The following is a 15,962-nucleotide window of genomic DNA, read 5'->3' on the forward strand; positions in this document are numbered from 1 at the left end:
GGAAGAGGATGGTGTGCGTCAATGCGCCGCGCGGCCGCCTGAAATGTGGCTTCGGCTGATCATGGTGCAGCGCCGATCCCTTTGTCAAACCAGCACTTTTGGCACCTACCGCAAACAATTACCTATGTCCACCGTAGGGGGTTGGGCATCCAAAATGTGGTTTGCTGCGTACCCATGGCTTGGGCGATACTTGCACGGGCTGACCATACTGTCCCGATTAGCCTTGCGGGGCCTGCGTTTGCAGGCGGCGATCGAGAGTGAAGACAGATGTTCGGCCGGGCGCAAACGGAGGCGCCGTATGTTCATTGGGGTGCCGGCGCAGATCGGCCTGAAGTGTATGCACGTCGTTGCATAGGAGTGGGTTATGTGGATTCTCTGCCGTTCAGTGCGGCATTCCGGGGGGAAGCGGGGGAATACAGGACCAGCAAGGATCATCGGGCGCTTGGCGGCAGTATTGACGGCCGTGCTTGTATGCATGCCTTGGGCGGCGCGTGCCCAGCAAACGGCTGGCGCATCAGAAAACACATCCTCCGCTGCGGCCAGCGCGCCGAACATCGCGTGGTACTACGGCGACAAACCGCCCGTGGGCCAGTTGCGCGCGTTCGATGCCGTCGTGGTCGAGCCGGACCACGGCTTCGACCCATCCCAGTTCAAGACGCCCAGCACGCAGTGGTTCGCCTACGTGAGCCTGGGCGAGGTCACGCCCGAGCGCCGCTGGTTCAAGGAACTGCCCAAGGCGTGGTTGCTCGGCGACAACGCCGCGTGGGCCTCGCGCGTGGTCGACCAGGCCCAGTCCGAGTGGCCGGCGTTCTATGTCGAACACGTGATCAAGCCGCTGTGGGACAAGGGCTACCGCGGCTTTTTTCTCGATACGCTCGACTCGTACCAGCTCGTTGCCAAGGACGACGCTTCGCGCGCGGCCCAGGAAGCCGGCATGGTGCGCGTGATCCGTGCGATCAAGGCGCGCTACCCCGATGCCAAGCTGATCTTCAACCGCGGCTTCGAGATCCTGCCGCAGGTGCACGACCAGGCGTATGCCGTGGCGTTCGAATCGCTGTATCGCGGCTGGGACCAGGGCGCCAAGCAATACAAGGAAGTGAACGACGCCGACCGCGCGTGGCTGATGGGCCAGGCGCGCAAGATCCGCGACGAATACCACCTGCCGGTCATCTCGATCGACTATTGCCCGCCGGCTGACCGCGCCTGCGCACGCGACACCGCCAAGCGCATCAAGGCGCAGGGGCTGATCCCGTATGTAATCGATCCGGCGCTGTCGACCATCGGCGTGGGTCGCATCGAAGTCCTGCCGCGCAAGGTGCTGATCCTGCAGGAGCGGGCGCCGCGCACGACCATCGAGACCAGCGAGGGTGTGCGCTTTGTCGCCATGCCGCTCAATTTTCTCGGCTACGACGTCGAATACGCCGACATCAATCAACCGCTGCCCGCCGACGTGCCGCCCGACCGCTATGCCGGGGTGGTGGTATGGGTGAATACGAGTCCGGTCAAGCAAGTCGGGGCGCTCAATGCGTGGGTGCGCGCCCGCATGCGCGACGGCGTGCGCATTGCCTTCATGAACCGTTTCGGCCTGCCGGTGGACGGGAGCCTGGCCGACATGCTGCACCTGCAATACGTGCGCGGCATGGCCAATGCCGGTACCAGCAGCGGCGGGCCGGTGTCGGTGGTGTCGCAAGACAGGATCATGGGCTTCGAGATGCCGCCCCGGCCGCTGGCGCGCGAGACGGTGCCCATTCGGGCCGGCGCATCCGCGCAATCGCTGCTGCGCTTGAAGTCCGGCAGTCAGGAGTTTGACGCCGCCGCCATCACCGATTGGGGCGGCTACGTGATGTATCCGTTCGCGGTGTTTGCGCTGGAGACCATCGACCAGGCGCGCTGGGTGGTGCAGCCCATCGAATTCCTGCGCCGCGCGCTGGCGCTGCCTGACATGCCGATCCCCGACCTGACCAGCGAAAACAGCCGCCGCCTGATGCTCGTGCATGTGGACGGCGACGGGTTTGCCTCGCGGGCGGAATTTCCGGGCCCCGAATATTCGGGCGAGGTGCTGTTGCAGGAGGTGTGGGACAAGTACCGCATTCCGACCACGCTTTCCGTCATTGAAGGCGAGGTGGGCCCGACGGGCCTGTACCCGAAGATTTCGCCGCGGCTGGAAGGCATCGCGCGCAGGATGTTCGCGCTGCCGTATGTCGAGCTGGGCTCCCATACGTATTCGCACCCGTTCGACTGGAGCCGCACGGTGCAAAGCCCGACGGCCGGCCCCGGCAAGGACGCGGGCGGCGGCGATACGGCCTTCGCGCTGACCATTCCCGGCTACAAGTTCAGCCTCGACCGCGAGATCGCCGGCTCCATCCGCTACATCGACGAGCGCCTGGCGCCGCCGGGCAAGCGCGTGAAGGTCCTGCAGTGGTCGGGCGACTGCCGGCCGCCCGAAGTGGCCGTGCGCATGGCGTGGCAGGCCGGTGTGGTCAACATCAATGGCGGCGACACCATCATCACGCGCAGCTCGCCGTCGTGGACGGACATTGCCTCCATCGGCATCGACAAGGGCCCCGGCGCTTACCAGGTGTTTGCGCCCAATCAGAACGAAAACGTCTATACCAATGACTGGACCGGGCCGTACTACGGCTTTGAACGCCTGATTGAAACGATGCAGATGACGGACGCGCCGTACCGCTTCAAGCCGATCAACATCTACTACCACATGTATTCGGGTACCAAGCTTGCGTCGCTCAAGGCCCTGAAGAAAGACTACGACTACGCGCTCTCGCAACCGGTGTTTCCCATCTACTCCACGGAATACGTCGCCAAGGTGATGGACTTCCGCGACATGGCCATCGCCCGCGATGACGACAACTGGATCGTCCGCGGCAACGGCGACCTGCGCGAACTGCGCTGGATGGCGCCCGGCACGCCGCGTCTGGCCGATGCCCGCGGCGTGGTCGGCTACGACAAGGCGCCAGGCGGCATCTACATCCACATGGACAACGGCGCGGCACGCTTTGCGGTCACGCCCGCCGCCGAGACCGCCAAGCCGGCCTACATTGCGGAAGCTGCGGCCTTTGTGCGTGACTTCACGCGCAGCGGCAACGGCCTGTCGTTCGAAGCCGGCGGCTATTACAAACCGTTTGTCCGCCTGGCCAACGTTGGCGCGTGCCGCGTGAAGGTCAACGGCGCGCCGGCCCACACCACCCGTGCACAAGGCGATACGGTGCGCGTTGACTTGAACGGCGTTGCCGCCCAATCCGTGACCTACCAACGTATCGATGTGGTCTGCTGACCTGACGCCGCGCGAACGGCTGCTTCCGCCCTGGCTGATCGGCACGCTCGGCGCGCTGATCGGGCTGGCGCTCGCCCTGATGTTCCCGCGCGAGCGGCTGGAAGCGCGCCTGCTGGAAGGCGGCAAGGTGGATGCCCTGTCGGTGGCGTACCTCGAAGCCTGGCTGCGCGTGCGCCCGAACGACGGCGAATTCCTGAGCGTGCTGGCTGCGCAGTACGTGCGCACCGGCCGTCTGGACGAAGCCGAAGCCATGCTCAACCGCATGCGCGCCCTGCACGACAAGTCGCTCGAACGTGAAGCGCTGTTGCTGGAGATTGCGATTCGCGAGCAGCGCGCCTATGCGCTGGCGCCGAACGACCCGCAGCGCGCGTCGATCCTCAATGACTTGCGCGGCCTCCTCAAGCAGGCCTTGGACTACCGCTGGACCGCCGCCGAGCTGGAAATCCTGGCCGGCAAGGCACGTGCCCTGGATCAGGGCGCGATTGCCGTGCAGTTGTACCAGCGCCTGGCCAAGCAGGACGTGGCCCGCGCCGCGCAATGGCAGGCCCGCACGGCAGAGATTGCGCTGGGCGTGGGCGAATACCGTGCGGCCGCCGCCGCCAACTTTGCCGCACAGGCCAGCGCCAAATCGCTCGACGAGCAGCGGCGCTACTTCATCGCCGGGCTCAAGGCGCTGCAGGGCGGCAACCTGCTCGACGACGCCATGACCGAAGCGCAGCGCCGGGCAGGCCCGCTCCTCGACGACACCGAAACGCTGCGCTTCCTCACGCGACTGGCCCTGGCGTGTAACCGGCCCGACCTGGCCGATCAGTACGCGCGCCGGCTGCTGCATCTATCGTGGCGGCAGACGGAAGAGGGCATTGCGCTGGCGGCAGGTGCGGCGCGGCATGACTGGACCTTCGCGGGCCGGCCGGAGCCGTTGCCGTCCCCAACGGATGCGGTGTTCATGGATGGGCCGGAAGGGCTGGCCCGCCGCCAGCGCCACGTTGCGCGCATCCGCCGCGTGGCGGACAAGGTGAGCGATGGCGCAGCCCCTGCCGCTGCTACCGCACAGCCCACCGGCACCGAGGCCATCGCGCGCGGTATCGCGCCGTTCAATGCAGACGATTACGACCTCGCGTACCGCGTCTTCATGAGCAGCGGCAACCTGAACGACGCGATGCGCGTGGCCGAAGCCGCCGTGCGCCAGCGCCCGGACCTGAAGATCTGGACCGAGCGCGCCGCGCAGGTATCGGAGTGGAACCGCCAGCCGATGTCCGCGCTGAAGTACTGGCTGGCCTACGCGCAGTCGACCGGCGACGACGCGGCCTGGCAGAACGTGCTGCGCCTGGCGCCCGCACTGAACGAAGACCACGCCTATCTGGCCGGCCTGCGCTATCAGGCCCGCCGCCAGCCCGGCGACATGAAGCTGCTCGACCAGGTCATTGCCGCGTATGAGCGCTTGGGCGAGCCGGTGGAAGGGCTGGCCTACTTGAACAGCATTGCGCGCGGCCCGCATCGCCAAGCGATCCTGGAGCGCTACGCCATGCTGGCCGAGCGCGCCGGCAAGGACGATCAGGCCTACGACACCTACGTGCGCCTGCAGAAGGAATTCGGCCCGAACGCGCGCTATGCGCTCAAGCTCGCCAACATGCTCTACGTGCGCGCGCAGTTCGAGCAGGCGCTATCCGCCATGGAAGTCGCCAGCAAGGTGGCCTCGCCGACCGACGATCTCTACTGGCGCACGTTCGCGCAGCTCGCACGCCTGAACCAGCGCGACGATCTCTCGCGCGAGGCGTATCGCCAGCTGCTGATCGGCGGCAATGCGCAGCCCGACGACCTGTCGGCCATGATCGATTTCTACGACGCCAGCCCGATCGATGCCGGCCGCCTGGCTGAACTGGCCTTCCACAAGAGCGGCACGATGGCCTCGTTGCAGCAGGCCATCTATTACTACACGCGCGCCCGCGCCTTCCGCCGTATCGACGGGCTGCTGGCCTCGCTCACGCCTGAACAGCGCCGCGCCGCGGAGCAATCGCCCGGCGTGTTGGGCGCCCGCGCCGAGTACTTCCGCCAGAGCGGTCACTGGGATCTCGCCATGCGCGATCTGCGCCGCGCCGTCTCGTTGCCCGATGCCGGCAGCGACGTGAAAGCCGCCTTCCTGTGGGGCCTGCTCGATTCCGGCCAGAACGATGAACTCAAGCGTGCGCTGACCCTGTGGCGTGGCGAAGCCGAAAACGATTCCGCCTACTGGGGCGCCTATGCCGCCGCCGGCCTGCAGCTGTTCGACGCCAACCTCGCGTTGCGCTTCCTGGGCCGCCAGGGCAAGTCGATGCGCAACGATCCGCTCTGGCTGCTGGCCTTTGCCGATGCGCGTGAAATGGCCGGGCAAGCCGACGCCGCCTGGCGCCTGCGCCGCGAGGCGTGGTGGCTGCTGTGGCGTGCCGACGGCGCCAACGGTGCCGGCAGCACTGATCGCGCCGAGAATGCGAACGCCAAGGACAAGGCCCCGGCCAGCCGCCGCGTCGGCACGCGTGTCGTCGTGGGCAGTAACGGGGCAGGCAACGACGCCGTACCGCTTGAAGAGGGCGCCCGCACCGAGCTGCGCGCCCGCCGCATTGCGCTGGCGCAGACGTTTGGCTCGGGCGATCTTGCCCAGCGTCTGCTGATCGAGCTGCTGCGCGATGACCGCCGCGCCACGCGGCAGGCCCGCGAAGGCGGCAGCGCGACCGTGCAGAAATCTGAGCTTGGCGACATCGATACGCTGCCGCCGGAGCCGCCCGAAGACCCGGCAGACAAGCGCAAGAACACCCGCGTGAGCGACCAGCTTGTCTCTGCTGTCGCCAAGGAAGCGGCGCTGGGCTGGGCGCTGTCGCAGGAGGCGAATGATCTGGCGCGTGCGTGGCTGCTGCAGCAGTACACGCGCCGCATGACGCGCCCGGCCTATGCCGAGATCTCCATCGCCCTGGCCGAGCGCGATCTGCAAACGCTCAACCGCCTGCTGGACGACACGCCCGATCGCATCCCGCTCTACAACCGCATCGATGCGAACACGCTTACGGACCGCCTGGGCGAGGCGCAGCGCCTGTCGTTCGAAGGCCTGACGACCGCACCCGACGACGAGCAGATTCACCAGCGCCTGCAGGAAACCCTGCTGACGAACGCGCAGGCGCTGGAGCCGCGCGAAACGTGGTTCAAGCAGGCGCCGCTCACGTACTTTGAAAGCAGCGCGGCTGCCGGCATCCGCCTGACCGATCACTACAGCATGCTGGTGCGCGCCACGCAGCGGAACCAGCGCTCGACCGACGAGACGCAACTGACCGGCGTGCCCGCGCAGGACCGCCGCGTCGACTGGATCTCGCAGTACCAGACGCAAGACAGCCAGTGGAAGGGCACGGTGGGCTGGCGCCAGGGGTTGGCGTCGTTCTATGCGTTCCGGCTGGATGGTTTGCTAGGGCAGACTGGCCCGTTCGGCACCGAGCTGTCGGTGGGGCGCAACCAGCCCGCCGAAGAAACCACGCAACTGCGCGTGGGCGGCGTGAAGGATCTAGTGTCGATCGGGGGCAACTGGCGCCTGACGCAGCGCGAATACATCCGCGCCCGCATCGAAGGCAACCGCTTCTACGGTCAGGACCGTTCGTTCCTGGGCAGTGGCATGGTGTTCGACGCCGAAGCCGGTTACCGCTTCCGGGTGGAATACCCCGACTACACGATCCGCGTGGTGGGCACGCGGGCGAACTACAGCGCTTCGGGCACGCCAAGCGCGTTGCTGGGGCGGCTGTTGCCGGCAGCGGCCACGGCGGATACGGCGCCCGATGCCACTGCCTTCATGCCGCAGTCGTTCACGCAGTTCGGGCTGCTGTTCGGCTTTGGCACGGACTATCTTGATCGCTATACCCGCGCGTGGCGGCCGTTCATGGATGTCGGGCTGCTGCATGACAACCGCGAAGGGTGGGGCACGCAACTCCAGCTGGGGGTGGCGGGCAGCGTGTTCGGCAACGACCATCTGGCGCTGGTGTTCAGCCATGCCTCCATCACGCGCGCCGGTACCTCACCGATGACGGAGATCGGCCTGCGCTACCGCTGGCTCTACTGACGACAAGCAAGAACAAGACAACGGGGAAGAAACGACATGAAGCACACAACGGAAGACTCCAGGGAGAACGCGATGACACCCTTGATCAACACGATGAAAGCCGGCCGCCGGCGCTGGCTGGCGCTGGCAGCAGGCGTTGGTGCAGCGCTGGCGTTGTCCGCCTGCGCGGTGGTCGACAGCGCGCGTGCGCCGGCAACCAGCGCATCCGACGCCTGGGTCGTGCTGCCCATCGTCAACTACACCGAAACGCCGCAGGCCGGCCTGCGTGCCGAGACGATCGCGGCCAGCATCCTGAAGGCGCGTGGGTTCTCCAACCTGAAGCAATATCCGGCCAACCTGAACAGCGAATCGCTGTTCGAGCCGGCCGAGCGCGAGGCCGTATCGCGCGCGCTGGATTGGGCGCGCGGCGAGAAAGCGCGCTACGCGCTGACCGGCGCCGTGGACGAGTGGCGCTATAAGGTCGGCGTGGATGGCGAACCCGCCGTGGGCATCACGCTACAGGTGATTGATGTGCAGACCGGCAACGTGATCTGGAGCGCAGCGGGCAGCCGCACCGGCTGGAGCCGCGATGCCGTGTCGGCGGTGGCGCAGAAGCTGCTGCGCGAACTGCTCTCGCCGCTGGGCCGGGGCTGATGAAGACCGAGTCTGCAGGTTCCGCCCAATCGGCCTCGGCATCGGCGTCGGCGTCGGCAGGCCGCGTCGCCCCCGATGCGGGCGGCCAGGGCGGGCGCAATGAGCGTCGGCGCAACGCGCAGGGCATTGGCGCGTCGACCTGGTATGGGCGGCTGATTGCCCCGGCGGTGTCCAGCCCGAGCGCTGTGCTCGAAACGCTGGGCGCAGTGGTGGCGGCCATCGGCATCGTGTGGCTGTTCGTGCCCGACAACCCGCTGCTGCTCGGCTACGGTTTTCCGTGGATGTGGCTGGTGCCGCTCATCCTGGCGCTGCGCTACGGCACGCTGCTCGGCGCGCTGGCCGCGCTGGTGGTGCTGGGCGCCTGGGCCGTGTTCTACGGACAGACGGCCGCCGCCGGCAGCTTCCCGCGCATGTACTTCCTGGGCGGCCTGATGCTGGTGTTGATTGGCGGGCAGTACGGCGATATCTGGGGCGCACGGCTGTCGCGCGCCCGCACCGTCAACGGCTACCTGAACGACCGGCTGGCGGCGCTCACCAAGAACCACTTCCTGCTGCGCCTGTCGCACGAGCGCCTGGAAAACGACCTGCTGGCCAAGCCGACCACGCTGCGCGACACGCTCACGCAGCTGCGCAATATCGCGCTGGCCGCGCGCGAGCACGGCGCGGGCGACAACGCGCCTGACGTGGCGCAGCTGCCCGGCGCCGAGCCCTTCCTGCAATGGACGGCACAGGCCTGCCAGCTGGAAGTGGCGGCCATGGTGCGTGTAACGGGCAACCGCATCGATACCGAACCGGTCGCCCGCGTCGGCACGCCGTTCGATATCGTTGCCGATGATCCGCTGATCCGCCATTGCATCGACACCCATACGCTCGGCCACCCGCAGGCGCCCGAGCTGCGGAATGTGAACAACCCGGAAGACAGCTCGCGCTACGTGGCGTGCGCGCCCGTGCTGTCGGGTGCGGACGAGCTGATCGGCCTGCTCGTCGTGCACCAGATGCCGTTCCTCTCGCTGTCGTACGAGAACCTGCAGTTCCTGCTGGTGCTGCTCGGCTATTACGCCGACGGCGTGCGCCACCTCACCGTCAGCTCCGAGATCCTGGACCTCGTGCCCGACGCGCCGTACGAGTTCGCGCTCGATCTCGGCCGGCTGGCGCGCCTGCATCGCGATACCGGCATCGACTCGTCGGTGGTGGCGCTCATTTTCGACAAGGACGAGACCAGCGACGCGCTGTTCGAGAGCGTGGTGCGCAGCCGCCGCGCGCTGGATGTGGTGTGGCAGGCCAACGGCAAGAACCGCCGCGCCATCATCACGCTGATGCCGCTGTCGGGCGCGGGGGCCGTGTCGGCCTATCTGGTGCGCATTGAAGACAGCCTGCGCGCGCAGTTCGGCGTCGATTTCGAAGGCGGGCGCATCAGCGTGCAGACCTTGCACGTGACCGGCGAGCATCCGGGCGAAGCGCTGCAGCGCTTCCTCTCGCGCTGCCATCTCGATGCATAGGGGCGCATAGGCATGCGGATCGACCATGTTTAAGCTCACGCTCGGCGGCATCTCGGCCCAGATTGCGGCAGTGGCGATGGCGCTGCATGCCGGCAACAGCCTTGCGCTGCTGCTGTCGTGCCTGATGCTGCAGGGCACTGCCGCGGCGCTGATCGGGCTGGCTGCGTGGCGCTTGCTGCCGCGCCGTTATCGCGTGCCGTTCGTGTGGACGTATGGCTACCTGACGGCGCTGTGCTTTTTCGTACCGGTGGCCGGTGGCCTGCTGGTGCTCGGCAGCCTGCTGCTGGGCAAGTTGTTCCCCAAGCCCGAAGACGACAAGGACATCGCCGAGATCGGCCTGCCGGTTTTTGTGGCCCATTTGATCTCGCGCGTGACGCACGGGGGCGGGGCGCGGCTGCGTGCGCAGCTCAGCAACGAGCGCGCGCCGGTGCAAAGCCGCATGACGGCGCTGGTGGCCATGCAGTCGATGCCCACGCGCACGGCCAGCCCGGTGCTGCGCGACCTGCTGGCCGACCCGGTGGACGATATCCGCCTGCTGGCCTACGGCATGCTCGACAACGCCGAGAAGGTGCTCACGCAGAAGATCCTGGCCGAGCTGCCGCGCCTGGAAGAAGCCACCACGCCCGAGGCGCGCTACGAGATCAACAAGCGCCTGGCCGACCTGTACTGGGAGCTGATCTACCAGAACCTGGTGCAGGGCGACGTGTACCGCTACACCGCCGAGCAGGTCGAACGCTATGCCAGCGCCGCGCTCGACATCCAGCCGGACAACGCCGCCCTGTGGTACATGCGCGGTCGGCTTGCCCTGTCGCGCCGCGAGCCCGATGTGGCCGAGTCCCACCTGCGCCGCGCTGAATCCCTCGGCTTCCCGCGGGACCGCCTGCTGCCGCCGCTGGCCGAAGCCTGCTACCTGCGCCGCGACTATGCCGGCGCGCGCGCCGCGCTGGCACAGTTCTCCAGCCGGTCTCCGCTGCCGTTGCTGCGCCCGCTGTTGCGCTACTGGACATCATGAGTACCGACAACTTTCCTCGTGCCCAGTCCGCCGATGTTGCGCTGCTGCTCGAAGGGACTTTTCCCTACGTGAGCGGCGGGGTGTCGAGCTGGGTCAACCAGATGATCCGGGCGTTTCCGGACATTCGCTTCGCCATCGTCTTCATCGGCAGCCGCCGTGAGGATTACGGCAAGCCCGTCTACTCCATTCCGGACAACGTGGTGCACCTGGAGTGCCACTACCTGTACGACTTTCCGCCGCCGCCGCTGGTGCAGGCCAGTGGTGGCGATACCGCCGCGTTCGAGCGCTCGCGCAAGCTGCACGACGCGCTGCGCAATCCGGCCAACAAGGGCGAGACGGCCGAGCTGATCCGCGCCTCGATCGCCGACCTGCGCGACGATGGGCCGCTGGCGGAGGAACAGTTCCTCTACAGCCACCGCGCGTGGGACATGATGACGGACTACTACCGGCGCTATTGCACCGACCCGTCGTTCACCGACTACTTCTGGACCGTGCGCATCATGCACAAGCCGCTGTGGCAGCTTGTGCGCATTGCAGAAAACCTCATCCCGGTGAAGGTGTTCCACACCATCTCGACCGGCTATGCGGGGTTCCTGGGCGCGCTGCTGCGTTACAGGCGCGGGCGGCCGCTGCTGGTGTCGGAGCACGGCATCTATACCAAGGAACGCAAGATCGACCTGTTCCAGAGCCAGTGGATTCGCGACAACCGCAGCATCTTCGAAAAGGACATCGCGCAGATCAGCTATTTCCGTGACCTGTGGGTGCGGTTTTTCGAGACCATGGGCCGGGTCTGCTATGACGCGGCCGAAGACATCGTCGCGCTGTACGAAGGCAACCGGCAGCGGCAGGTCATCGACGGCGCGCCGGCCGAGAAGACACGCAGCATTCCCAACGGCATCAACCTGCCGCGCCTGGCTGCGCTGCGCGAGAAGCGGCAGGCCAGCGTGCCGCGCGTGATGTGCCTGATCGGGCGGGTGGTGCCCATCAAGGACGTGAAGACGTTCATCCGCGCGATGCTGACCATCACGCGCGAGATGCCCGATGCGGAAGGCTGGATTGCCGGCCCGGAAGACGAAGATCCGGAATACGCGCAGGAATGCCACAGCCTGGCTGAAAGCCTGGGCTTGGGCGACCGCATCAAGTTCCTGGGCTTCCAGAAGATCGACGACATCCTGCCGAAGGTGGGCGTGCTCGTGCTGAGTTCGATCAGCGAGGCGCTGCCGCTCGTGGTGCTGGAAGGGTTTGCCGCGGGCGTGCCGTCCGTCACCACGGATGTGGGTTCGTGCCGGCAGTTGCTGTTCGGGCTGGACGGCGAAGACGCGGCGCTGGGCGCGGCCGGCGCCGTGGTGCGCATTGCCGACCCGGCTGCCCTGGCGGCCGAAGTGCTGACGCTGCTGCGCGATGAAACGCGCTGGCATGCGGCCCAGGCGGCCGGCATCGCCCGGGTGGAGCGCTACTACACGCAAGAGATGATGGTCGGCAGTTACCGCGAGCTGTACACGCGCCTGCAGACCTTGCCCGACCTGAGTACCGAGCACGGCGCCAAGGCCGCCTCTGCCGCTGCGGCGGCCTGCCCGTACCACGCCCAGCAGAACAAGCCACATGAGGGAGCCCGCTGATGGCCGGCATTGGTTTTGAGCTGCGCAAGATGCTCAAGCGCGACAGCCTGCTCGGGCTGCTGCGTGCCTACACCTACGCCGGCATCATCAGTTCCGGGCCGTGGATTCTCTCCATCGTGGGGATTCTGCTGATCGGTATCCTCAGCCTGCCGTTCGTCATTCCCGGCTCGCTCATCACGCAGTTCCAGGTGTCGGTTACCTACCTGATTGCGATCAGCCTGATCCTGACCGGGCCCCTGCAGCTTGCCTTCACGCGGTTCACGTCCGACCGCCTGTTCGAGAAACGCGACGACCTGATCCTGCCCAACTACCACGCCGTGTCGCTTGTGATGACGCTGGTGGCCGGTGGCCTGGGGCTGCTCGTCATCCTCTTTGCGTTTCCGCAGCAATCGGCCATCTACCGGCTGCTGATGCTGGCCGGTTTCGTGGTCATGGCCAACATCTGGATCGCGGTGATCTTCCTGTCGGGCATGAAGCAGTACAAGGCGATCGTGTGGATCTTCCTGATCGGCTACACGCTCACTGTGCTGCTGGCGCTGCTGTTCAACCGGCTCGGGCTGGAAGGGCTGCTGCTGGGCTTCGTCACGGGGCAGCTGTGCCTGCTGATCGGCATGGCCGCGCTCATCTACCGCAATTTCAGCGGCCGGCGCTTCCTGTCGTTCGAGGTGTTCGACCGGCGGTTCGCGTATCCGTCGCTCATGCTGATCGGGCTGCTGTACAACCTTGGCATCTGGCTCGACAAGTTCATGTTCTGGTATGCGCCGGGCACGGGGCAGCAGGTGATCGGCCCGCTGAATGCGTCGGTCATCTATGACATTCCGGTGTTCCTGGCCTACCTCGGCATCATTCCCGGCATGGCCGTGTTCCTGGTGCGCATCGAGACGGATTTCGTCGAGTACTACGACGCCTTCTACGACGCCGTGCGCGGCGGCGCCTCGCTTGAGCACATCGAAGACATGCGCAACACGATGGTGCAGACCATCCGCGCGGGCCTGTACGAGATCGTGAAGATCCAGGCAATGGCCGCGCTGGTGCTGTTTGCCGTCGGCGCCTCGGTGCTGCGCGCGCTGCAGATTTCCGAGCTGTACCTGCCGCTGCTGTATGTCGACACCATTGCCGCGAGCTTGCAGGTGGTGTTCCTGGGCGTGGTGAACATCTTCTTCTACCTCGACCGGCGCCGCGTGGTGCTGGCGCTGACGGCGGCGTTTGTGGTGCTCAACGGCGCGCTGACCTGGATGACGCTGCAGCTTGGCCCCGCCTGGTACGGATACGGATTTGCCGTCTCGCTGCTGTTGGTGGTGATGGCCAGCCTCGTGATCCTGGACCGCAAGCTGGATCGGCTGGAATACGAGACGTTCATGTTGCAGTAAGGGTGCCCGACAGCCTCCGCTGCCGTCCGGAACCCCGCCCGCAACACTTCACCCCCCGTTCACGACCCTTCAAGCCTCGCGCACGGCGCTCCAAGCGCCAGCCGCGAGGCTTTTTGCTCTGCGCGTGCTGCTTTTTGCAGCAACACCATGACGCTTTTTGCTCCGTCATCGGAGCCTGGAGGCTGGCGCGCCGGGCTTTGTGGTCCACGCGTGGGGGTTCGAACTCGGCCATCGGCACTTTTTGCTCGAAAATTTCGAGTTCTGAACTCGGAGGTCGGAGCTTTGCACCCCATGGATGGCGTTTTGAACTCGACAGATGGAGCTCTGAGCTCGACGGTAGGAGCTTTTTGCTCGGCGGATGGAGCTCCGAGCTCGACTGCCCGAGCTTTTTACTCGACGGATGGAGCTCCGAGCTCGGCGGCCTGAGCTTTTTGCTCGGCGAATGGAGCTCTGAGCTCGGCGGCCCGAGCTTTTTGCTCGACGGATGGAGCTCTGAGCTCGACTTGTCGAGCTTTTTGCTCCACGGATGCGGTTCTGAACTCGGCAGCCCGAGCTGCTCGCTGCTTCCTCGCCGCGTAGAGAGCAGCCCTGACGGTAGATGGCGTGCCGTGTCCCCTCCACCGAGCCGACTGGGCGAACACTGCCCGGCAGACGTGGCTTCAGATTCTTCACTTCGATCCGATAGGAAAGAAGGGCCTCTTTGAGGGAATGGTTTCTCGCACCCCTCGTCCCAATCAAGATTTCTTGGCCGATTCGTTTTCTCTATTGCGCATCGCTTGGCTGCCGCTCCGGCGCTGAACTCACCACCCGGACTGCTGTGCAGCTGACGAAGCATCGGCGGAGAGCGTCAGCAGACCAGGGCCACGCGGGTGGCGAAGGGAACGGAACACAATGCAGCTCATCAGGAACATGGGAATCGGCAAGCGTCTTGCCTTCGGATTTGCCGTTGTGCTGGCGTTTTCCGTCGTCATCACCGCCATTGCAATCTGGCGTCTGGACAATGCCGCGACGGCCACGCGGGCCATGATGAATGAGCCGCTGCTCAAGGAGCGTCTGATTGGCGACTGGTATGCCAATCTGGTCGTCGGCATCCGCCGCACCATTGCGGTCGCAAAGAGCGCCGATCCCACGCTGGGGCCGTATTTTGCGCAAGAGGCGGCGGCGTCATCAAAGGCCTCGGGCGAGTACCAGAAGAAGGTGGAAGCGCTGCTGTCCACCGAAGAAGAGAAGACGCTGTTCGCCAAGATCGGTGAGCTGCGCAAAGGCTATCTGAGCGCGCGGGATGCCATCAACGCGGCCAAGGCTTCGGGCAATCCGGACGAAGCCCAGCGGGTGCTCGACCAAGTCTTTGTGCCGGGTGCCAACGCGTACCAGGACATCATGCGTCAACTGCTAGAGGTGCAGCGCCGGTCCATCGACGATATCGCGAAGGACATCGACGCCAGCGCCGCAAAGAGCCGCACGTTGCTGATGGTGCTGGAAGGGCTCATCTTGGCGCTTGGCCTTGTCTTTGCCTATTTCCTGACAGTGAGCATCACCCGGCCATTGCATGTGGCGGTGGGCATTGCAAGCCGTGTCGCGGCAGGGGATCTGTCGAGCGTGGCGGCTGCCAACTCGAAGGACGAGACCGGCAAGCTGTTGCAAGCCCTGGCTGACATGACGCAGCAACTGGTGGGCACGGTTGGAAGCATCCGCGTTGCAACCGAGTCGGTGGCCGGCGCCGCAGGCCAGATTGCAGCGGGCAACATGGATCTGTCCACGCGCACCGAGCAACAGGCGGCTTCGATCGAGGAGACCGCGGCGAGCACGACGGAGCTGACCGAGGCAGTCAAGCGGAACGCCGAGAACGCACGTCAAGCCACGTCGCTCGCAGCCAGTGCGAGAGAGATGACGGAAGCCGGACGCGCTGAAGTGACGGCGATGGTGCAAACGGTGAGCGAGGTCAGCACGGCGTCCAAGAAGATTGCCGAGATCACCGGGCTGATCGAGGGTATTGCGTTCCAGACCAACATCCTGGCACTCAATGCTGCCGTGGAAGCCGCGCGAGCCGGCGAACAGGGCAGGGGATTTGCCGTGGTGGCAGGCGAAGTGCGATCGCTGGCGCAACGTGCATCGGGTGCTGCGAAGGAAGTGAAGGAGCTGATCGAGGCGTCCACCGGAAAAGTGGAACTCAGCTCCGAGCAGGCGTCGGGCGTGAATGCCGCGATGGCCCGCGTGAGTGTGGCCATTGAAGGTGTCTCGAGCATCATCGCCGAAATTGCAGTGGCATCGGACGAGCAAAGCCAAAACCTCGAGCAAGTGAGCCAGGCAATCAGTCAGATCGACCAGGTGACGCAGCAGAATGCCGCGCTGGTGGAAGAGTCTGCGGCGGCGGCGCAAGCGATGCAGGAGCAATCCGGGAACCTGCGCCGCGCAGTCAGCGTCTTCAGGCTCGGGGCAGGCTAGCGGCAAGCAGGTGGCGC

The 15,962-nt window shown here is 65.9% G+C and carries 8 protein-coding genes; all 8 read left to right on the forward strand.

Annotation, left to right across the window (positions count from 1 at the left end; genetic code table 11):
- Window positions 1-475: 475 nt before the first annotated feature.
- Window positions 476-3,292, forward strand: coding sequence for a bifunctional glycoside hydrolase 114/ polysaccharide deacetylase family protein (locus tag N511_RS0119800; protein ID WP_051530984.1), 2,817 nt, complete (start codon window positions 476-478; stop codon window positions 3,290-3,292).
- Window positions 3,279-7,367 carry a tetratricopeptide repeat protein gene (locus tag N511_RS0119805; protein ID WP_027680860.1) on the forward strand — a complete coding sequence of 1,363 codons (4,089 nt, stop codon included), beginning with the start codon at window positions 3,279-3,281 and terminating at the stop codon, window positions 7,365-7,367. Before N511_RS0119800 ends, N511_RS0119805 begins: the two co-directional genes overlap by 14 nt.
- A 72-nt stretch (window positions 7,368-7,439) precedes the next feature.
- Entirely contained in the window at window positions 7,440-8,000 is a 561-nt protein-coding gene (locus tag N511_RS0119810; protein WP_027680861.1) for a hypothetical protein, read from the forward strand.
- Entirely contained in the window at window positions 8,000-9,499 is a 1,500-nt protein-coding gene (locus tag N511_RS0119815) for a PelD GGDEF domain-containing protein (protein ID WP_027680862.1), read from the forward strand. Before N511_RS0119810 ends, N511_RS0119815 begins: the two co-directional genes overlap by 1 nt.
- 25 nt (window positions 9,500-9,524) lie before the next feature.
- Window positions 9,525-10,511 carry a tetratricopeptide repeat protein gene (locus N511_RS0119820; RefSeq protein WP_027680863.1) on the forward strand — a complete coding sequence of 329 codons (987 nt, stop codon included), beginning with the start codon at window positions 9,525-9,527 and terminating at the stop codon, window positions 10,509-10,511.
- Window positions 10,508-12,130, forward strand: a complete 1,623-nt coding sequence (gene pelF, locus N511_RS0119825) for a GT4 family glycosyltransferase PelF (RefSeq protein ID WP_027680864.1) — start codon at window positions 10,508-10,510, stop codon at window positions 12,128-12,130. The genes N511_RS0119820 and pelF overlap by 4 nt, the downstream gene beginning before the upstream one ends.
- Window positions 12,130-13,500, forward strand: coding sequence for an exopolysaccharide Pel transporter PelG (pelG, locus tag N511_RS0119830; RefSeq protein ID WP_027680865.1), 1,371 nt, complete (start codon window positions 12,130-12,132; stop codon window positions 13,498-13,500). The genes pelF and pelG overlap by 1 nt, the downstream gene beginning before the upstream one ends.
- A 909-nt stretch (window positions 13,501-14,409) precedes the next feature.
- Window positions 14,410-15,945 carry a methyl-accepting chemotaxis protein gene (locus tag N511_RS24390; RefSeq protein ID WP_051530969.1) on the forward strand — a complete coding sequence of 512 codons (1,536 nt, stop codon included), beginning with the start codon at window positions 14,410-14,412 and terminating at the stop codon, window positions 15,943-15,945.
- Window positions 15,946-15,962: the final 17 nt, after the last annotated feature.

Origin of the sequence: Ralstonia sp. UNC404CL21Col (assembly GCF_000620465.1) — a bacterium.
In the GTDB taxonomy this organism is placed as follows: Bacteria; Pseudomonadota; Gammaproteobacteria; order Burkholderiales; family Burkholderiaceae; genus Ralstonia; species Ralstonia flatus.